The organism is Kitasatospora sp. NPDC091207, assembly GCF_044768625.1.
GTDB lineage: Bacteria > Actinomycetota > Actinomycetes > Streptomycetales > Streptomycetaceae > Kitasatospora.
Genome location: NZ_JBIVVS010000005.1, coordinates 301,034 through 316,102, shown reverse-complemented (window position 1 = coordinate 316,102; position 15,069 = coordinate 301,034). Strand labels below are relative to the sequence as shown.

15 protein-coding genes are annotated in these 15,069 nt (G+C 73.6%); 7 read left to right on the top strand and 8 right to left on the bottom strand.

The annotated features are described in order from the left end of the window. Window positions 1–2: 2 nt before the first annotated feature. A complete protein-coding gene (locus tag ACIQTO_RS12960; RefSeq protein ID WP_402386927.1) occupies window positions 3–575 on the bottom strand; it encodes a hypothetical protein in 573 nt (190 codons plus the stop codon). A 366-nt stretch (window positions 576–941) separates the two neighbouring features. Here ACIQTO_RS12960 and ACIQTO_RS12955 point away from each other — a divergent pair, with 366 nt between their 5' ends. After that, the gene (locus ACIQTO_RS12955) at window positions 942–2,447 is read left to right on the top strand and encodes a glutamate--cysteine ligase (protein WP_402386924.1); all 1,506 of its coding nucleotides are present in this window, start codon (window positions 942–944) and stop codon (window positions 2,445–2,447) included. Between the two features lie 154 nt (window positions 2,448–2,601). Beyond that, window positions 2,602–3,390, top strand: coding sequence for a CPBP family intramembrane glutamic endopeptidase (locus ACIQTO_RS12950; protein WP_402386921.1), 789 nt, complete (start codon window positions 2,602–2,604; stop codon window positions 3,388–3,390). Here the strand turns inward: ACIQTO_RS12950 and ACIQTO_RS12945 are convergent. From ACIQTO_RS12945 to ACIQTO_RS12920, 6 genes are all read right to left on the bottom strand, one after another. Further along, complete coding sequence (locus ACIQTO_RS12945; RefSeq protein WP_402386918.1) at window positions 3,368–3,901, bottom strand: HAD domain-containing protein; 534 nt, start codon at window positions 3,899–3,901, stop codon at window positions 3,368–3,370. The genes ACIQTO_RS12950 and ACIQTO_RS12945 overlap by 23 nt on opposite strands. A gap of 101 nt (window positions 3,902–4,002) precedes the next feature. Continuing rightward, window positions 4,003–5,280 carry an MFS transporter gene (locus ACIQTO_RS12940; protein WP_402386915.1) on the bottom strand — a complete coding sequence of 426 codons (1,278 nt, stop codon included), beginning with the start codon at window positions 5,278–5,280 and terminating at the stop codon, window positions 4,003–4,005. Between the two features lie 71 nt (window positions 5,281–5,351). Then, window positions 5,352–6,053, bottom strand: coding sequence for a dienelactone hydrolase family protein (locus ACIQTO_RS12935; RefSeq protein ID WP_402386912.1), 702 nt, complete (start codon window positions 6,051–6,053; stop codon window positions 5,352–5,354). Window positions 6,054–6,161: 108 nt separating this feature from the next. Beyond that, window positions 6,162–7,574, bottom strand: coding sequence for a sugar porter family MFS transporter (locus tag ACIQTO_RS12930; RefSeq protein ID WP_402386910.1), 1,413 nt, complete (start codon window positions 7,572–7,574; stop codon window positions 6,162–6,164). Between the two features lie 122 nt (window positions 7,575–7,696). Then, window positions 7,697–8,320 carry an FMN-binding negative transcriptional regulator gene (locus ACIQTO_RS12925; RefSeq protein ID WP_402386908.1) on the bottom strand — a complete coding sequence of 208 codons (624 nt, stop codon included), beginning with the start codon at window positions 8,318–8,320 and terminating at the stop codon, window positions 7,697–7,699. Window positions 8,321–8,333: 13 nt separating this feature from the next. Then, a complete protein-coding gene (locus tag ACIQTO_RS12920) occupies window positions 8,334–8,996 on the bottom strand; it encodes a pyridoxamine 5'-phosphate oxidase family protein (protein ID WP_402386905.1) in 663 nt (220 codons plus the stop codon). 34 nt (window positions 8,997–9,030) lie between these two features. Here ACIQTO_RS12920 and ACIQTO_RS12915 point away from each other — a divergent pair, with 34 nt between their 5' ends. Both ACIQTO_RS12915 and ACIQTO_RS12910 read left to right on the top strand, forming a co-directional pair. Continuing rightward, complete coding sequence (locus tag ACIQTO_RS12915) at window positions 9,031–10,368, top strand: aminotransferase class I/II-fold pyridoxal phosphate-dependent enzyme (protein ID WP_402386902.1); 1,338 nt, start codon at window positions 9,031–9,033, stop codon at window positions 10,366–10,368. Window positions 10,369–10,524: 156 nt separating this feature from the next. Further along, a complete protein-coding gene (locus ACIQTO_RS12910; protein ID WP_402386899.1) occupies window positions 10,525–11,721 on the top strand; it encodes a GDSL-type esterase/lipase family protein in 1,197 nt (398 codons plus the stop codon). A 55-nt stretch (window positions 11,722–11,776) separates the two neighbouring features. Here ACIQTO_RS12910 and ACIQTO_RS12905 read toward each other — a convergent pair whose 3' ends face one another. Further along, window positions 11,777–13,135, bottom strand: coding sequence for an NAD(P)/FAD-dependent oxidoreductase (locus ACIQTO_RS12905; protein WP_402386896.1), 1,359 nt, complete (start codon window positions 13,133–13,135; stop codon window positions 11,777–11,779). 170 nt (window positions 13,136–13,305) lie between these two features. On the opposite strand from ACIQTO_RS12905, the gene ACIQTO_RS12900 reads away from it, so the two are divergent. The 3 genes from ACIQTO_RS12900 to ACIQTO_RS12890 all read left to right on the top strand — a co-directional run bounded on the left by ACIQTO_RS12900 (window position 13,306) and on the right by ACIQTO_RS12890 (window position 15,021). Continuing rightward, complete coding sequence (locus ACIQTO_RS12900; protein ID WP_402386992.1) at window positions 13,306–14,061, top strand: HipA family kinase; 756 nt, start codon at window positions 13,306–13,308, stop codon at window positions 14,059–14,061. After that, the gene (locus ACIQTO_RS12895; RefSeq protein ID WP_402386894.1) at window positions 14,058–14,474 is read left to right on the top strand and encodes a DUF3037 domain-containing protein; all 417 of its coding nucleotides are present in this window, start codon (window positions 14,058–14,060) and stop codon (window positions 14,472–14,474) included. Before ACIQTO_RS12900 ends, ACIQTO_RS12895 begins: the two co-directional genes overlap by 4 nt. 91 nt (window positions 14,475–14,565) lie before the next feature. Continuing rightward, on the top strand, window positions 14,566–15,021 hold the full coding sequence (locus ACIQTO_RS12890) for a MarR family winged helix-turn-helix transcriptional regulator (RefSeq protein WP_402386891.1): 456 nt from the start codon (window positions 14,566–14,568) through the stop codon (window positions 15,019–15,021). Window positions 15,022–15,069: the final 48 nt, after the last annotated feature.

Here is a 15,069-nt window from a genome sequence, read left to right as displayed (position 1 = left end):
GTTCAGGAGGAGCCGAGCAGCAGCGGCCTGGCGAGCGGCGTCCGGGTGAGCAGCGGCAGCAGATCGGCGGCGGGGTAGGCGCGGTGCGCGGTGACGCCCAGCGGGGCCGGGGCCAGTGGGATCAGCTGGTCCGCGTCCGGGCCGGAGTCCGGGCTGTGCAGCCAGAGCGCGGTGGCGTACTGCCCCGGGAAGGTGAGCAGCCGGGGCTGCTGGCGGGCCCGCGAGGCCTGGGCGAGCTGCCAGGCCTGGCGCAGTGCCCGGACGGTGGAGTCCAGGTACGGCCCGGCGGTGAAGTGGGAGAAGGCGTGGCCCTCGACGCCCTGGACCACCTCGGCCGCGGCGGCCACCTCGGCGCCGTCCTTGATCAGGAAGCGCCAGCCCGTCCGCCGGGCGGCGCCGAGCTCGGGGCGCGGCCCGTCCAGGACGTGGACCGCGAGCGGGTGCGCGGGCAGCAGCGGGCCGGTCGGATGACGCAGCGCGGCGGCGGCGGGCTGGCGCAGCGCGGTCTCCGAGTCGAGCGCGGCGAGGACCGCGCGCAGAGCGCTGGGCGGGGGCTGGGGAGTCTGCAAAGTCATGGCGGGGTCGCCTCTCCGTGCGAGATCGGCGTGCGAGTGCGGCATACCGGCATGGCGCGGTGTGTCGTCGGTGACGGAACCTGGCCGTGTCCGGTTGTGCATGATCGCGGTGCGGGCGCCGCCGCTGCCGTCGACGAGGGTTTCGGAGCGGCAGCGGGCCGGCCTTGGCGCAGTGCGAATTCTATCGAACAGGTGCACAGGGTGACCTGTTTATCACAGGCGGTGGCGCCGGGCAAGTCGAGGGATGTGCTGAAAGACCATCAGTTCCCTTGCATTGCAAGCCGTTCGAAGCAATCGGGTATCGATCTTCGGGGTGGGCATGATGCTTGCACGGTCGGTCGGCCGGCCGCTCAGGAGGAGGGGACCATGGGCGAGAAGGTCGTGGCGACGCGGGCGGACCTGTCGGACCGGCAGCTGTACCGTCGCAAGCTCCAGTCCTGCCAGGACGCGTTGGGGCGGATGCTGCGCGAGGACCGTTTCGACCGGCCGCGGGCCGTGATGGGCCTGGAGATCGAGCTCAACCTGGCCGACGAGCAGGGCCTGCCGGTGATGCGCAACGCGCAGGTGCTCAGCGCGATCGGCTCCAGTGACTTCCAGACCGAGCTGGGCCAGTTCAACATCGAGGTCAACATCGCCCCGCACCGGCTCTGCGGCCACGTCTTCGAGGAACTGCGCGAGGAGATCGACACCGGGCTGCGCTACGCCGACCGGCGGGCCGCCGAGGCCGGTGCGCGGATCGTGATGGTGGGCATCCTGCCGACCCTGGAGCACGACCACACGGGGCTGGACGCGATGTCCCACAACCAGCGGTACAACCTGCTCAGCGACCAGATCCTGGCCGCCCGGGGCGAGGACATCACGCTGGACATCGAGGGCGTCGAGCACCTCCAGCTGGAGTCGATCACCATGGTCGCGGAGGCTGCCGCGACCTCGCTGCAACTGCACCTGCAGGTCACCCCGGAGCGGTTCTCCTCGGTCTGGAACGCCGCCCAGGCGATCTGCGGCCCGCAGCTGGCGCTCGGCGCCAACTCGCCGTTCCTGTTCGGGCGGGAGCTGTGGCGGGAGACCAGGCCGGTGCTCTTCCAGCAGGCCTGCGACACCCGTTCGGCGGAGCTCAAGGCGCAGGGCGTCCGCCCGATCACCTGGTTCGGCGAGCGCTGGGTCGACTCGGCGTACGACCTCTTCGAGGAGAACCTGCGGTACTTCCCGGCGCTGCTGCCGATCTGCGACGACGAGGACCCGGTGAAGGTGCTCGCCTCCGGCGGTGTGCCGCGGCTGGCCGAGATGCGGCTGCACAACGGGACCATCTACCGGTGGAACCGCCCGGTGTACGACGTCAGCGGCGGCGTGCCGCACCTGCGGGTGGAGAACCGCGCGCTGCCGGCCGGCCCGACCGTCGCCGACACGCTGGCCAACGCGGCCTTCTACTACGGGCTCGTCCGGGTGCTCGCCGAGCAGCCGCGGCCGATCTGGACCAGGCTGCCGTTCGAGCGGGCCGACGAGAACTTCCAGCAGGCCGCCCGGTACGGCGTCGACGCCGTCTTCCAGTGGCCGCGGCACGGCCGGGCCGGCCGCGGCGGGGGGCCGGCCACCGTGCCCGCGGTCGACCTGGTGCTGAACGAACTGCTCCCGATGGCCTACCAGGGCCTCGACGAGTGGGGCGTCGAACCCGCCGACCGGGACCGCTACCTCGGCATCATCGAGCAGCGCTGCCTGCGCCGGGTCAACGGTGCCTCCTGGCAGAGCGCCACCTTCCACCGGCTGCGCGAGCAGTTCGGGATGGACCGGTCGGCCGCGCTCGCCGCGATGACCCGGCGCTACATCGAGTACATGCGGACGGGCGAGCCCGTGCACACCTGGCCGGTCGGGTAGCGGCGCGGCTCGCGGACCGCCGCCGCCGGGGCGACGCGGCCGACGTGCGGCCGCCCCGCGGCGCCGGGCGGGGCGGCCGCCGGAGGCTGTGGAAGGATGACCGCTCCGGCGGTCGGCCGACGGCCGGAGCGACGCCGGACCGCTGGAGCACCCCGTGACCACCGCCCCGACCGAACCGGAGACCGCGCGGCCCACGCGCCGGCTGCTCGGCGTGGAACTGCTGATCGTCCTGGGCCTCTCCCTCGGGGCGAGCGGCATCGGCGCGCTGATCAGCTTCACCGGCTCCCTGACCGAGACCCTCGAACTCGGCAAGCAGGTCGCCACCCTCAACTCCTCGCGCGCGCCGGGCCGGCCCTGGCTGGACCTCGCCTGGCAGCTCTACTACGTCGCGCGCGGACTGATGCCGGTGGTGCTGGTCGGCTATCTGCTGGTGCGTGAGGGCACCTCGCTGAGGGTGCTCGGCTTCGACCTCGGACAGAAGTCGCGCGACCTCGGCCGGGGCGCCGCCGTCGCGGCCGGGATCGGCGGCACCGGGCTGGCGCTCTACCTGGCCTCGCAGGCGGCCGGCTACAACCTGACCGTGGCGCCCTCAGGCCTGCCCGACGTCTGGTGGCGCATCCCGGTCCTGGTGGCCTCCGCCTGGCAGAACGCCATCCTGGAGGAGGTCGTCGTCCTCGGCTACCTGCTGCGCAGGCTCGGGCAGCTGGGCTGGTCGTGGCCGGCCGCGCTGGTGGCCAGCTCGGTGCTGCGGGGTTCGTACCACCTGTACCAGGGGGTGGGCGGGCTGGTCGGCAACATGGTGATGGGCGCGGTGTTCTGCCTGCTCTACCGGCGCTGGGGGCGGGTGATGCCCCTGGTGGTGGCGCACGCGCTGATCGACACGGTGGCCTTCGTCGGGTACGCGCTGCTGGCCGGCCACGTCAGCTGGCTGCCCACCGGCTGACCGGCGGCCGGACGGCCAGGGCGCGCGGCGGTCGGGCGAGCAGGCGGTCCACGTGCCGGCGCTCCAGGCCCTGGCCGGGGTCGATCGGCAGCAGGAGGCGGTCGCGGCGCCAGAGCGCGTTGCGGACCAGCCGGGCCGGGATGACGTCGTCGATCCAGGCGAAGGGCCGGCCGGCGGCGTACCGCAGCAGCGGGGCCCACTTGTGGGCGGAGAACAGCTCCATCAGCGGGACCCTGGGGTCGCCGGGCCGGGGGACGTAGCCGGCGAAGCGGACCACCGGCAGCCGGGGCAGCCCGATCGCCGGGGCGATGTGGGTGTTGGCCTCCTCCTCCCAGGTGGTGGCCCAGACCAGTTCGTACGGGCCGGCCAGCTCGCGCAGCCACGCGCCGTGCCGGGCGGAGAGCAGGACGCTGTAGCCGAGCAGGGTGTGCACGTCGAACCCGGCCTCGGGTCTCGGGCAGACCGGGTTGAGCACCCCGTCGACATCCAGGAACAGCAGTGGCTTCGGCACCGGGCGCCCCCCAGGTAGGACCTCGTCGTCACCTGGTCGGACGAGCGGCGCCCGCCGGTGGTTGCCCACCGGAGGGCGCACACAGGGGGCGCACGGGGCGCTCAGCGGGCGGCGGCGGGTTCGCCGAGCAGCGGCGCGGAGCCGACGGCGGAGCGCCGGGAGAGCCGGCGGACCTGTGGCTCCAGCAGGACGACGGCGCTGAGCAGCAGGCAGAGCGCCGCGCAGGCCCAGAGTGCGCCGGAGAGGCCCAGCGCGTCCGCGGCCGGGCCGGCCAGCGCGGTGCCGACCGGGGCCAGCGACAGCGAGCCGAGATGGTCGTACGCGGAGACCCGGGAGAACATCTCGACCGGGATCTCCTGCTGCAGCGCGACCATCCAGTTGACGCCGAACACGGTGACCCCGGCGCCGGACAGGAACATCGCCACGACCAGCACCGGCAGCGGCGCGGCCAGCGCGAGGGCCAGCGCCGGCACGCCGAAGAGGAAGACGCCCCAGTTGCCGACCAGCAGGATCCGCCGGGGCTGCCAGCGGACCATCACCAGCCCGGTCACCACCAGGCCGGTCCCGTGCGCGGCGAGCGCCAGGCCCCAGTCCCGGGCGCCGCCCAGCCGCTGCTCGGCGACGATCGGCCCGTACACCGCGTCCACGGCGGTGATGCAGGCCATCAGCACGGCGAACTGGAGCACGATCACCCAGAGCCAGCGGCGGGAGGCGAACTCCTGCCAGCCCTCGCGCAGGTCGCGGAGCATCCCGCCGCCGGCCGCGGCGGGGGCGGCGGGCTCGGCCTCCAGGAAGAAGCGCAGCGCGGCGGCGACCAGGAAGCAGCCGGCGTCGACCGCGAGCACCCAGCCGGGGCCGACGGCGGCGGTCAGGGCGCCGCCGAGCGCCATGCCGCCGATCTGGGCGGAGTTGAGCGCCAGCCGGAAGACCGAGAAGGCCCGGCCGGCGTGTTCCGCGGCCACGCTCTGCATGATCATGCCTTCGGACGCGGGGGCGTAGAAGGCGTGACCGGCGCCGCCGGCCGCGGAGAGCACCATCAACTGCCAGAGCTGCGCCTGGCCCGCCAGGACCAGCGCGGCCAGCACGGCCTGCGAGACGGCGCTGAACAGGTTGGCGGCGACCATCACGTGGTGGCGCGGCAGCCGGTCGGCGAGCGCGCCGCCGATCATCAGCAGCAGGACGACCGGGACCAGCCGGGCGGCGGTGACGTAGCCGACCTCGGCGGTGGAGCCGCCGCTCGCGATGACCGCGAAGGCGGTGGCGATCGGAGCCCCCGCGTTGCCGAGGCCGCTGACGACGGTGGCGGCGGTCTGGATGCGGAAGTTGCGGCCGGCCCAGGGGAAGCGGCGTCGGTGCGGGGGTGGGGGTTGGCTGTGCACCCGGCGACTATGCCGGGGGAGGCGTCAGCTGTCCAGCGACTTTCACACCTTACGGGGGCGGTCGTGGCGGCTCAGCCGAGGTGGCCCCAGAGGAAGCTGAGGGTGCGCCGCCAGGCCGTCCGGGCCTGGAGCCGGTCGTAGGTGCCGAGCGGGTTCTCGTCGTTCATGAAGGCGTGCCCGGCCGGATAGAAGTGGATCTCGGGCCGGACGTCGGTGGCCTCGCCGATCCGGATCGCCGCCTCGTCGACGGCGGCCATCGGGATCGAGCGGTCGTGCTCGGCGTAGTGCCCCAGGACATGGGCGGTGAGGCCGCGGTAGTCGAAGTCCGGATCGGGCGGCAGCCCGTAGAACGGGACCGCGGCGGCCACCCGGTCGCCCTCGGCGGCGGCCAGCAGCAGGGCGAAGCCGCCGCCCATGCAGAACCCCACCACGCCGACCGCGTCACCGACCACGCCGTCCAGGCCGAGCAGGTACCCGACCGCACCGCGCAGGTCCGGTACGGCCCGCTCGACCGGGAGTTCGCGCTTGAGCCGGGCCGCCTCGGCGCTGTCGTGGGTGGTCGTGCCACCGAAGAGGTCCGGGGCGAGCACGGTGAAGCCCTCGGCGGCGAAGCGGTCCGCCATCGCCGCCACGTGGGAGGTGAGCCCCCACCACTCCTGGACCACCACCAGGCCGGGGCCGACGCCCTGCGGAGGGCGGGCCAGATAGCCGTGGGCCTCGCGGCCGCCGGCGGGGAAGGTGACGTTCTGCCGGGAGCCGCCCTGCTCAGGCATGGCTTCCTCTCGGTGGGGACGGGCCGCGCGCGGCGCGGCGGGGGCTGCGGGGTACCGCGTACCGGTCGTGGTGCCGGCGGTGCTCGCCCGCCGCGCCGGTGCGGTGGATCAACCCATCTCCTCCAGCGCACGGCCCTTGGTCTCCTTGATGCAGAAGACCACGAACGGGATCGAGAGCAGGGCGAAGACGGCGTAGATGACGTACGTCGCCGACAGGTTCCAGTCGGCGAGGTCGGGGAAGCTGACGGTGATCGCCCAGTTGGCGATCCACTGCGCCGAGGCGGCGACCGACAGGGCGAGCGCCCGGATCCGGTTGGGGAACATCTCGCCGAGCAGGACCCAGACCACCACGCCCCAGGAGAAGGCGAAGCAGAACACGAAGACGTGCGCGGCGACCAGCGCCACGGTGGCGTAGGTGTCGTCCAGGGTGGCGGAGTCGCCGGTGCCCTGCCGGTAGGAGAACGCCCAGGCGGCGGTGGCCAGGGCCACCGCCATGCCGGCCGAGCCGGCCAGCGCGAGCGGCTTGCGGCCGATCCGGTCGACCAGCACCATGGCGACCACCGTGCCGACCACGTTGACGATCGAGGTGGAGAGGCTGATCAGCAGGGAGTTGGCCTCGTTGATGCCGACGGACTGCCAGAGGAACGACGAGTAGTAGAAGATCACGTTGATGCCGACGAACTGCTGGAACACCGAGGCGCCGATACCGACCCAGATGATCGGCAGCAGCCCGAAACGGCCGCCCAGCAGGTCCTTCGCCCGGGGCTTGTGGGAGGACTCCAGCACCGCGCGGATCTCGGCCACCCGGGCGTCCAGGTCGACGTTCTCGCCCTCCACCTCCACCAGCACCTTGCGGGCCTGCTCCTCGCGCCGGTCGGCGATCAGATAGCGGGGCGACTCCGGGATGGCCAGCGCCATCAGGCCGTACACCAGCGCCGGGACGGTCTCCACGCCGAGCATCCACTGCCAAGCCTGGATACCGCCCAGGTGGCCGGTGGACTCGCCGCCGGCCGCCTGGTTGAGCGCCCAGTTGGCGAGCTGGGAGACGGTGATGCCGAGCACGATCGCCATCTGCTGGAAGGAGGCCAGCCGGCCCCGGTAGGCGGTGGGCGCGACCTCGGCGATGTAGGTCGGGGCGATCACCGAGGCGATGCCGATCGCGACACCGCCCACCACGCGCCAGGTGGCCAGCACCTGGATGCTCGGCGGGAACATCGAGCCGACGCCGCTGATCGCGAAGAGCGTGGCGGCCAGCAGCATGGTGCGGACCCGGCCGAAGTGGTCGGCGAGCCGGCCGGCCGCCACCGCGCCGGCGGCCGAGCCGAGCAGGGCGATGGCCACCACGAAGGCGGTCTCGCCGTTGCCCACCGCGAAGTGCTTCTGGATGCCGGTCACCGCGCCGTTGATCACCGCGCTGTCGTAGCCGAACAGGAAGCCGCCCATCGCGGCGGCCGCCGAGATGAACACGACGTGCCCGAGATGTGCCTCGCCGGAGGCCGGACGGGATGTGGCTGCGGACACGCGCGCTCCCCGGTGGACGGGCCCACCGGTACGGCAGTGGGCAGGATTCGTCACACATTCGATCAGCGGCTTCCCGGCTTCGCCCGAAATCGAGCCGATCGGGTGACGTGGCGTCAGCGCTGCTACCCCGTGCGCCGCGCGTTACGCCGCAGGAGTTGGGTGCGGACGGCGGCGTCCAGGCCCTGGCCGCGTTCGGCCAGCCGGTCGGCGAGGGCCCGCTGGTCCGCGACGGTCTTCTTGTCGTCGTACTTGAACTTGGCCCGCACCGTGCGGACGGTGAGCCGCAGCCCGCGCAGGCCCGACAGGAGCCGGCCGAACGGCTCCTCGCCGGGCGCGACCCGGAGGGCGGGGGTCTCCGGCTGGAAGTGCGCCAGCTGGCGGTTGAGGATCGCCGCCTTGCCGGCCGCGTCCTCGACGATCTCGGCCGTGCAGGTGAACTGGACGGAGGCGTAGTAGCTGGTGGGCGTACCCGGCTCGCCGCGCCAGTGCCCGGGGGCGAAGGCGTAGTCGTCGGTGACCGCGAGGGTGACCTCGGGGTCGGCCCGGACGGCGGCGAACAGCGGATTGGGCGCGGCGAGATGCAGCAGTACCTCACCCCGCTCGACGTCCAGCAGGAAGTGGGTGGGGACCAGGACGGGCCCCTGGCCGGGCAGGCCGTTGGCGGCGAGCAGGCCGAAGTCGCGGCCCTGCGCCAGCCAGGCGCGCCACTCGGCGTCGTCGCCCCGGTCCCAGGATCTGATCAGCATCGGTGGGCCGCCGTCAGCGGGTGAGGTCGCGCAGGTGCGCGGGGAGCGGCACGGTGCTGGAGGCGTCCGGGACGGGGGCGCCGTACCCCGTGGTCACCGGTACCACGCCGGACCAGTACGGCAGGTCGAGGTCCGCCTCGTCGTCCTCGGCGCCGTCGGCGCGGGTCTTGGCGGAGACCTCGTCCAGGTCGAGCCGGACGACGGCGGTGGCGGCCAGTTCCCTGGCGTTGGCCGGGCGGACCTCGGCGGACCGGCCGGGGACGGTCTGGTCGACCAGCGCGTCCAGCGCGACCGAGAGCTCCGCGGGGTCGGTGACCTGGTGGGCCGTGCCGTGGGCGACCACCGAGCGGAAGTTGACCGAGTGGTTGAACGCCGACTTGGTCAGCACCAGGGCGTCGACCAGGGTGACGGTGACGCAGACCGGCAGGCCCTGGTCGCCCTTGGCGCCGCGCAGCGGGCGGCTGCCGGTGGAGCCGTGGATGTAGAGGCGGTCGCCGACCCGGGCGAAGACGGTCGGCAGGACGACGGGGGCGCCGTCGGCGACGAAGCCCAGGTGGCAGAGGTAGGTGCTGTCGAGGATCGCGTGGATCGCCGCCTGCTCCCAGGTCGCGCGGTCCTTGTAGCGGGTCGGGGTGGTACGCGGGGTGCGGGCGTAGGACACGGCGCCGTCTGACATGACAACCTCTATGTACTAGTGCATAATCTCTTTTGTGCTAGGAGACTATCCGATCAAGGGACGACGCGCCAGCGAAATCGCGGCCGACGTCGAGCAGGGCGTCAGTACCGGACGGCTCGCGCCGGGCACCGCACTGCCCCCGCTGCGCGACCTGGCCGGCGAACTCGGCGTCAACCCCAACACCGTCGCCGCCGCCTACCGGCTGCTCCGCGACCGGGGGGTGATCGAGACCGCCGGTCGCAAGGGCAGCCGGATCCGCCCGCGACCGGCACTCACCCCGCGCGACGAGATCCGGCTCCCCGTCCCGCCGGAGGCCCGGGACCTCGCCAACGGCAACCCCGACCCCGCGCTGCTCCCGGACCTCACACCGGCCCTGGCCGCGGCGGCCGAGGCCGCCCGCCGCGACCCGGTGATGTACGGGCGCCCGCCGGTCGACCCCGGGCTGCTGGCCCTGGTCGGCGCGGGCTTCCGCGCCGACGGCCTGCCCGACGCGCCGATCGCCATCGCCTCCGGTTCGCTCGACACCATCGAGCGGATCCTCGCCACCCGGCTGCGCCCCGGTGACGCCGTCGCCGTCGAGGACCCGGGCTGGGGGAGCCTGATGGACCTGCTGCCGGCCCTGGGCCTGCGGGCCGCCCCCGTCCGGCTGGACGACGAGGGCCCGCTGCCGGAGGCGCTCGCCGAGGCGCTGGCGGGCGGCGCCCGCGCGATGGTGGTCACCAGCCGCGCGCAGAACCCGACCGGCGCGGCCGTCAGCGCCGCCCGGGCGGCCGCGTTGCGCGCGGTGCTGGCCGGCCACCCCGGGGTGCTGCTGATCGAGGACGACCACGGCCACGGCATGGTCGACCAGCCGTTCCACTCGCTGGTCGGAGCCGGGCCGGAGCACTGGGTGGTGGTGCGCTCGGCGGCCAAGGCCTACGGGCCGGACCTGCGGCTCTCGTTCGCGGTCGGGGACGCGGACACCATCGGGCGGGTGCGGGGGCGGCAGCGCCTCGGGGCCGGCTGGGTCAGCCATCTGCTGCAGGGCACCGTCGCCGAGCTGTGGCGCACCGACGCGGCGCCGGTCGCCAGGGTGGCCGCCGCCTACCGGGAGCGGCGGGACGCCCTGCGGGGGGAACTGGCCGCGCGCGGCATCGAGGCGCACGGCGCGAGCGGGCTGAACGTCTGGGTGCCCGTCCCGGACGAGACCACGGTGCTCGCCGCGCTGGTGCAGCGCGGCTGGGTGGTGGCGCCGGGCGCGCGGTTCCGCCTGCAGTCCGCGCCCGGCCTGCGGATCACCGTCGCCCGACTGGACCCGGCCGACGCGCGGCGGCTGGCCGACGACCTGGCGGCCGTGCTGGGAACGGGCGGTGCCGACGCGCGGCTGATCTGAACCGGTCGGTAACAGAGTGAGAAACCTGGTGCAGATACCTAGCGGTAACAAGCGCGAGCATGTCATCTTCATCGCGCCACCGGCCGGCGGCCTACCCTCACCTCCGTGTCTCCCCGCCCCCAGACCGCGGGCGAGACCGACCGCAGGAGTTCCGCCGTGCCCGAAAACCGTTCGAGCATCACTCGCAGAACCACCAGCCTCACCCGGCGGCTGCTCGTCGCCGCCCTCGCCCTGCCGCTCGGCGCGGCCGGCCTGATCACCGGTGCCGCGGTGCCGGCCTCGGCCGCCACCGCCGCACCTGGCGGGCCGACCGCCTCCGTCACCCTGGGGGACAGCTACATCTCCGGCGAGGCCGGCCGCTGGAAGGGCAACGCGGTTGTCACCAGCGGCAGTCGGGCCGGCACCGACCGGGCCTGGACCGGCAGTGCCTACGACCCGAGCCGGATCTACGGCGCGACGTACACGAGCGGGTGCGACCGCTCGGACGTCGCCGAGGTGCGCAGCGCGCCGTCGGTGGCGCAGAACCAGATCAACCTGGCCTGCTCCGGAGCCGTCGCCGCCAATGTCTTCCGGGCCGCCAACGGCGGCCAGTCGTTCAAGGGCGAGGCCCCGCAGGCCGACCAGCTCGCCACGGTGGCGGGCCAGTACAACGTCAAGCTGATCACGCTGTCGATCGGCGGCAACGACCTCGGCTTCGGCGACGTGATCAGCACCTGCGTCCAGGACTACCTGGTCTGGTACTCCTACTGCCACGACGATCAGCAGTCGGCGATCGACTCCCGGATGCCCGGCGCGATGGCCGGCGTCGGCAAGGCGCTGGACGAGATCCGGGCCGTGATGTCGGGCGCCGGCTACGCGACCGGTGACTACCGCGTCGTGCTGCAGTCCTACCCCTCGCCGATCCCGCGCGCGGCCGAGATGCGCTACCCGGAGAGCGGCTGGAGCCGGTCCGACACCGGCGGGTGTCCGTTCTGGAACGGCGACGCCGACTGGGCGCGGGACTCGTTGGTGCCGCAGATCTCGCGGGCGCTGGCGGGCGTCGCCGCCGCGAAGGGCGCGCAGTTCCTGGACCTCGCGGACATGATGCAGGGGCGCGAGGTCTGCTCCAAGGCGACCCGGCAGGCGAGTTCGACCAGCGCGCCGTCCGCCGTCACCAGTGAGTGGGCGCGGTTCGTCGACGGCGGGCTCAACTCCTCGCAGGGCGCGCTGCAGGAGTCGATGCACCCCAACTACTACGGCCAGCAGGCCCTCGGGCAGTGCCTGACCCTGCTGTACGCACGGCCGAGCGGCAACTTCGGCTGCCGCAACACGGCGGGGAAGGACGCGAGCGGGATGTACCTGACCGCGCGCTGACGCACGGCGCGGCCGGTCCCCGCTCCACCCGGAGCGGGGACCGGCCCGCGGTGTGTCACCCCTTGGCGAGCAGGGCCTGGGCGTGTGCCCGGACCTGATCCTTCGTCAGATAGGCGTCGGTGTACTCGAAGTCCCGCAGCCGGGCGGGCTGGCGGGCCAGGAAGCCGGTCCGGACGAAGTCGTCGCCGGCGGTGGCGTTCAGCAGCCAGTTGGCGCCGACCCGGAACTTGGCGGCGTTGGTGCGCATCGCCATCAGGTGGTAGCCGCGGGCGACCACCTGGGCGGGCACGCCGCGGAGTTCGATGCCGATCGGCTTGGACACCGCGTCCTTGCCGCCGAGGTCCACCACCAGCCCCAGGTCCTTGTGGTAGTAGGGCTCCAACGGCTGGTTGCGCAGCGCGGCGATCACGTTGTTCGCCACCGCCCGGCCCTGGCGGGCGGAGTGCTGGGCGGTGGGCGGGCAGACCGCGCCGTCGCCCTTGGCGAGGTCCGGGACGGCGGCGGCGTCGCCGAGCGCGAACACGCTCTCGAACTGGGGCACCCGCATCTCGGCCGTGACCGCGATCCGGCCGCGGACCGTCTCGGCGTCCAGGGTGCCGATCAGCGGGCTGGCCGCGACACCGGCCGTCCAGATCAGCGTCCGGCAGGGGAGCGTCCGGCCGTCGGTGAACTTCACCGACTCGGCGCCGACCTCGGCCACCGAGACGCCCAGCGAGACCTCGATGCCGCGCTCGCGCAGCACCTCCAGCGCGGCGGTGCCGAGGGCGTCGCCGAGCTCCGGCATCAGCTTCGGGGCGATGTCGATCAGGTGCCACTTGATCTGCCGGGCGTCCAGCCGCGGGTAGCGGCGGGCGGCCGCGGTGGTCAGCCGCTGCAGGCAGGCGGCCGTCTCGGTGCCCGCGTAGCCGCCGCCGACCACCACGAACTGCAGTCGGGACTCGCGCTCCCGCTGGTCCAGGGTGGCCGAGGCGAGGTCGAGTTGGGCGATCACGTGGTCGCGGACGTAGGTCGCCTCGGCGAGCGTCTTCATGCCGCGCGCGTAGTCGGTCAGGCCCGGGATGTCGAAGGTGCGGGTCACGCTGCCCGGGGCGAGCACCAGGTAGTCGTACTTCTGCGCGACGACCTCGTCGGTGATCTTGCGGACCACGCAGACCTTGGAGCGCGGGTCGACGCCGATCGCGCCGCCCGGGACGATGTGGGTCCGGCGCAAGGTCCGGCGGAGCGAGACCGCGACCGACTGCGGGGTCAGCACCCCGGCCGCCACGTGCGGGAGCAGCGGCAGATAGAGCTGATAGCTGAACGGCGTGACCAGCGAGATCTCCGCCTCCGAGGGCGTGAGCTTGCGTTCGAGACGGCGAGCGCACTCCAGCCCGGCGAAGCCGCCGCCCACGATCAGGATCCGAGGTCGTTCCATCGTTCATCCCTTACCGTGCAGTTCGTACCGTGAAAGGTCCCCACTACTGTCCGCCACACTCGCACGGAGCAGCGGGGGGTGCCACCGGGGCGGCGCGGATGGCGCAGACGGGGACGGCGGGTGCGGCACGCGGCGCCCGGTGCGCGCATATGCCCGATAGGCTGTCCGGCGTGCTCACCGAGGTGACGGCGGTCCGATACGTGACGCCACTGCGAGAAGGCGGCTCGATGCCGGGCCTGGTCGAGGCCGACGACCGGCGGCTGTACGCGCTGAAATGGGTCGGCGCCGCACAGGGCCGCAAGGCGCTGGTCGCGGAGGTGCTGGCCGGGGAGCTGGGCCGCCGGCTCGGGCTGCCGGTACCGGAGCTGGTCACCGTGGACCTGGACCCGGTGCTGGCCCGCAGCGAGCCGGACCCGCAGATCCAGGACCAGATGCGGGCCAGTGGCGGCCTCAACCTGGGGATGGCCTTCGTCAGCGGCGCGCTCAACTTCGACCCGCTCTGCTTCGAGGTGGACGCCGGGCTGGCCGGTCAGGTGCTCTGGTTCGACGCCCTGATCGGCAACGTCGACCGCTCCTGGCGCAACCCCAACCTGCTGGTGGCGACCGGTGGGCTGCGGCTGATCGACCACGGCGCCAGCCTGATCTTCCACCACCACTGGGCGGGTGCGGCCGGCTGGGTCCGCCGCCCGTACGACGCCTCCGACCACGCGCTGCTGCGGGCCGAGCCGGACCTGGTGGCCGCGGACAAGGCGCTCGCCCCGCTCGCCGAGGCGGCGGTGGAGGAGGCGGTGGCGCAGATCCCCGACGCCTGGCTGCTGGACGAGCCGGGCTTCGACTCGCCCGAGGAGGTGCGCGCCGCGTACCGCGCCCAGCTGACCGAGCGACTGGCCGGTCCGCGCGACTGGCTGCCGGAGGTGTCCGTATGACCGACTCCCTGCCGTCGGCCCCGCCGGCCGTCGCCGAGCTGCACGACTACGAGTACGCGGTGATCCGGGCGGTGCCCAGGGTGGAACGCGGCGAGTGCGTCAACGTCGGGGTACTGCTGTACTGCCGGCAGAGCGCGCACCTGGGCGCGCGGACCCACCTGGACCAGGCCCGGCTGCTGGCGCTGGACCCGGTGGCGGACGTCGCCGGGGTGCGGCGGGCGCTGCACGGGATCGAGGCGGTCTGCGCGGGCGGGCCGGCGGCCGGTCCGGCGGCGGCGGACAACCCCGGGCAGCGGTTCCGCTGGCTGACGGCGCCGCGCAGCGCGATCGTCCAGCCGGGGCCGGTGCACACCGGGCTGACCGGTGACCCGGAGGCCGAGCTGCGGCGGCTCTTCGACCAGCTGGTGCTCTGAGCGACGGCTTCGGCGGTCGAGCGGTTGACCTACGGACTTTTGCCCTGGTCAAAGCTTGAGTTGGTGAAGCACTCGGTCGTACGCTGGCCCCATGGGTTCGACAGCGACGACGACCGTACCGACCAACGCCGAGTTGATGGAGGCGCTGGCCGCCGTCGGCGCCGCCTACTTCCAGGACTTCGCGGCGGCGGCGGCCCGGCACGGCCTCTCCTCCTCGCAGGCGAAGGCGCTCGGCGCGGTGCAGGAGCCGGTGCCGATGCGGGCGCTGGCCGGCCGGCTGGGCTGCGACGCCTCCAACGTGACCGGGATCGTCGACCGGCTGGAGTCGCTCGGCCTGGCCAACCGTGAGGCGGCGGCCGGTGACCGGCGGGTCAAGATCGTGGTGATCACCGGGCAGGGGCGCGAGATCCTCGGGCTGATCCGCGGCGAGATGAGCCGCACCCACCAGGCCTTCGAGGCGATGACCGACGAGCAGCGGGTGTCGCTGCACTCGATCTGCGCGCAGGTGCTGCCGGTGCTCGCCGGCCGGCCGGTCGGCGCCGCGTAGGTCGCGGGGCCGTGCGGGCCGGGCGCCCCTCCGGTCACCGCGGCGTGC

What these genes read in the sequence shown, in the direction of transcription:
- ACIQTO_RS12960 (WP_402386927.1), bottom strand. Translation starts at nt 575, where the DNA reads ATGACTTTGCAGACTCCCCAGCCCCCGCCCAGCGCTCTGCGCGCGGTC.
- ACIQTO_RS12955 (WP_402386924.1), top strand. Translation starts at nt 942, where the DNA reads ATGGGCGAGAAGGTCGTGGCGACGCGGGCGGACCTGTCGGACCGGCAG.
- ACIQTO_RS12935 (WP_402386912.1), bottom strand. Translation starts at nt 6,053, where the DNA reads ATGCCTGAGCAGGGCGGCTCCCGGCAGAACGTCACCTTCCCCGCCGGC.
- ACIQTO_RS12925 (WP_402386908.1), bottom strand. Translation starts at nt 8,320, where the DNA reads ATGCTGATCAGATCCTGGGACCGGGGCGACGACGCCGAGTGGCGCGCC.
- ACIQTO_RS12920 (WP_402386905.1), bottom strand. Translation starts at nt 8,996, where the DNA reads ATGTCAGACGGCGCCGTGTCCTACGCCCGCACCCCGCGTACCACCCCG.
- ACIQTO_RS12905 (WP_402386896.1), bottom strand. Translation starts at nt 13,135, where the DNA reads ATGGAACGACCTCGGATCCTGATCGTGGGCGGCGGCTTCGCCGGGCTG.
- ACIQTO_RS12895 (WP_402386894.1), top strand. Translation starts at nt 14,058, where the DNA reads ATGACCGACTCCCTGCCGTCGGCCCCGCCGGCCGTCGCCGAGCTGCAC.
- ACIQTO_RS12890 (WP_402386891.1), top strand. Translation starts at nt 14,566, where the DNA reads ATGGGTTCGACAGCGACGACGACCGTACCGACCAACGCCGAGTTGATG.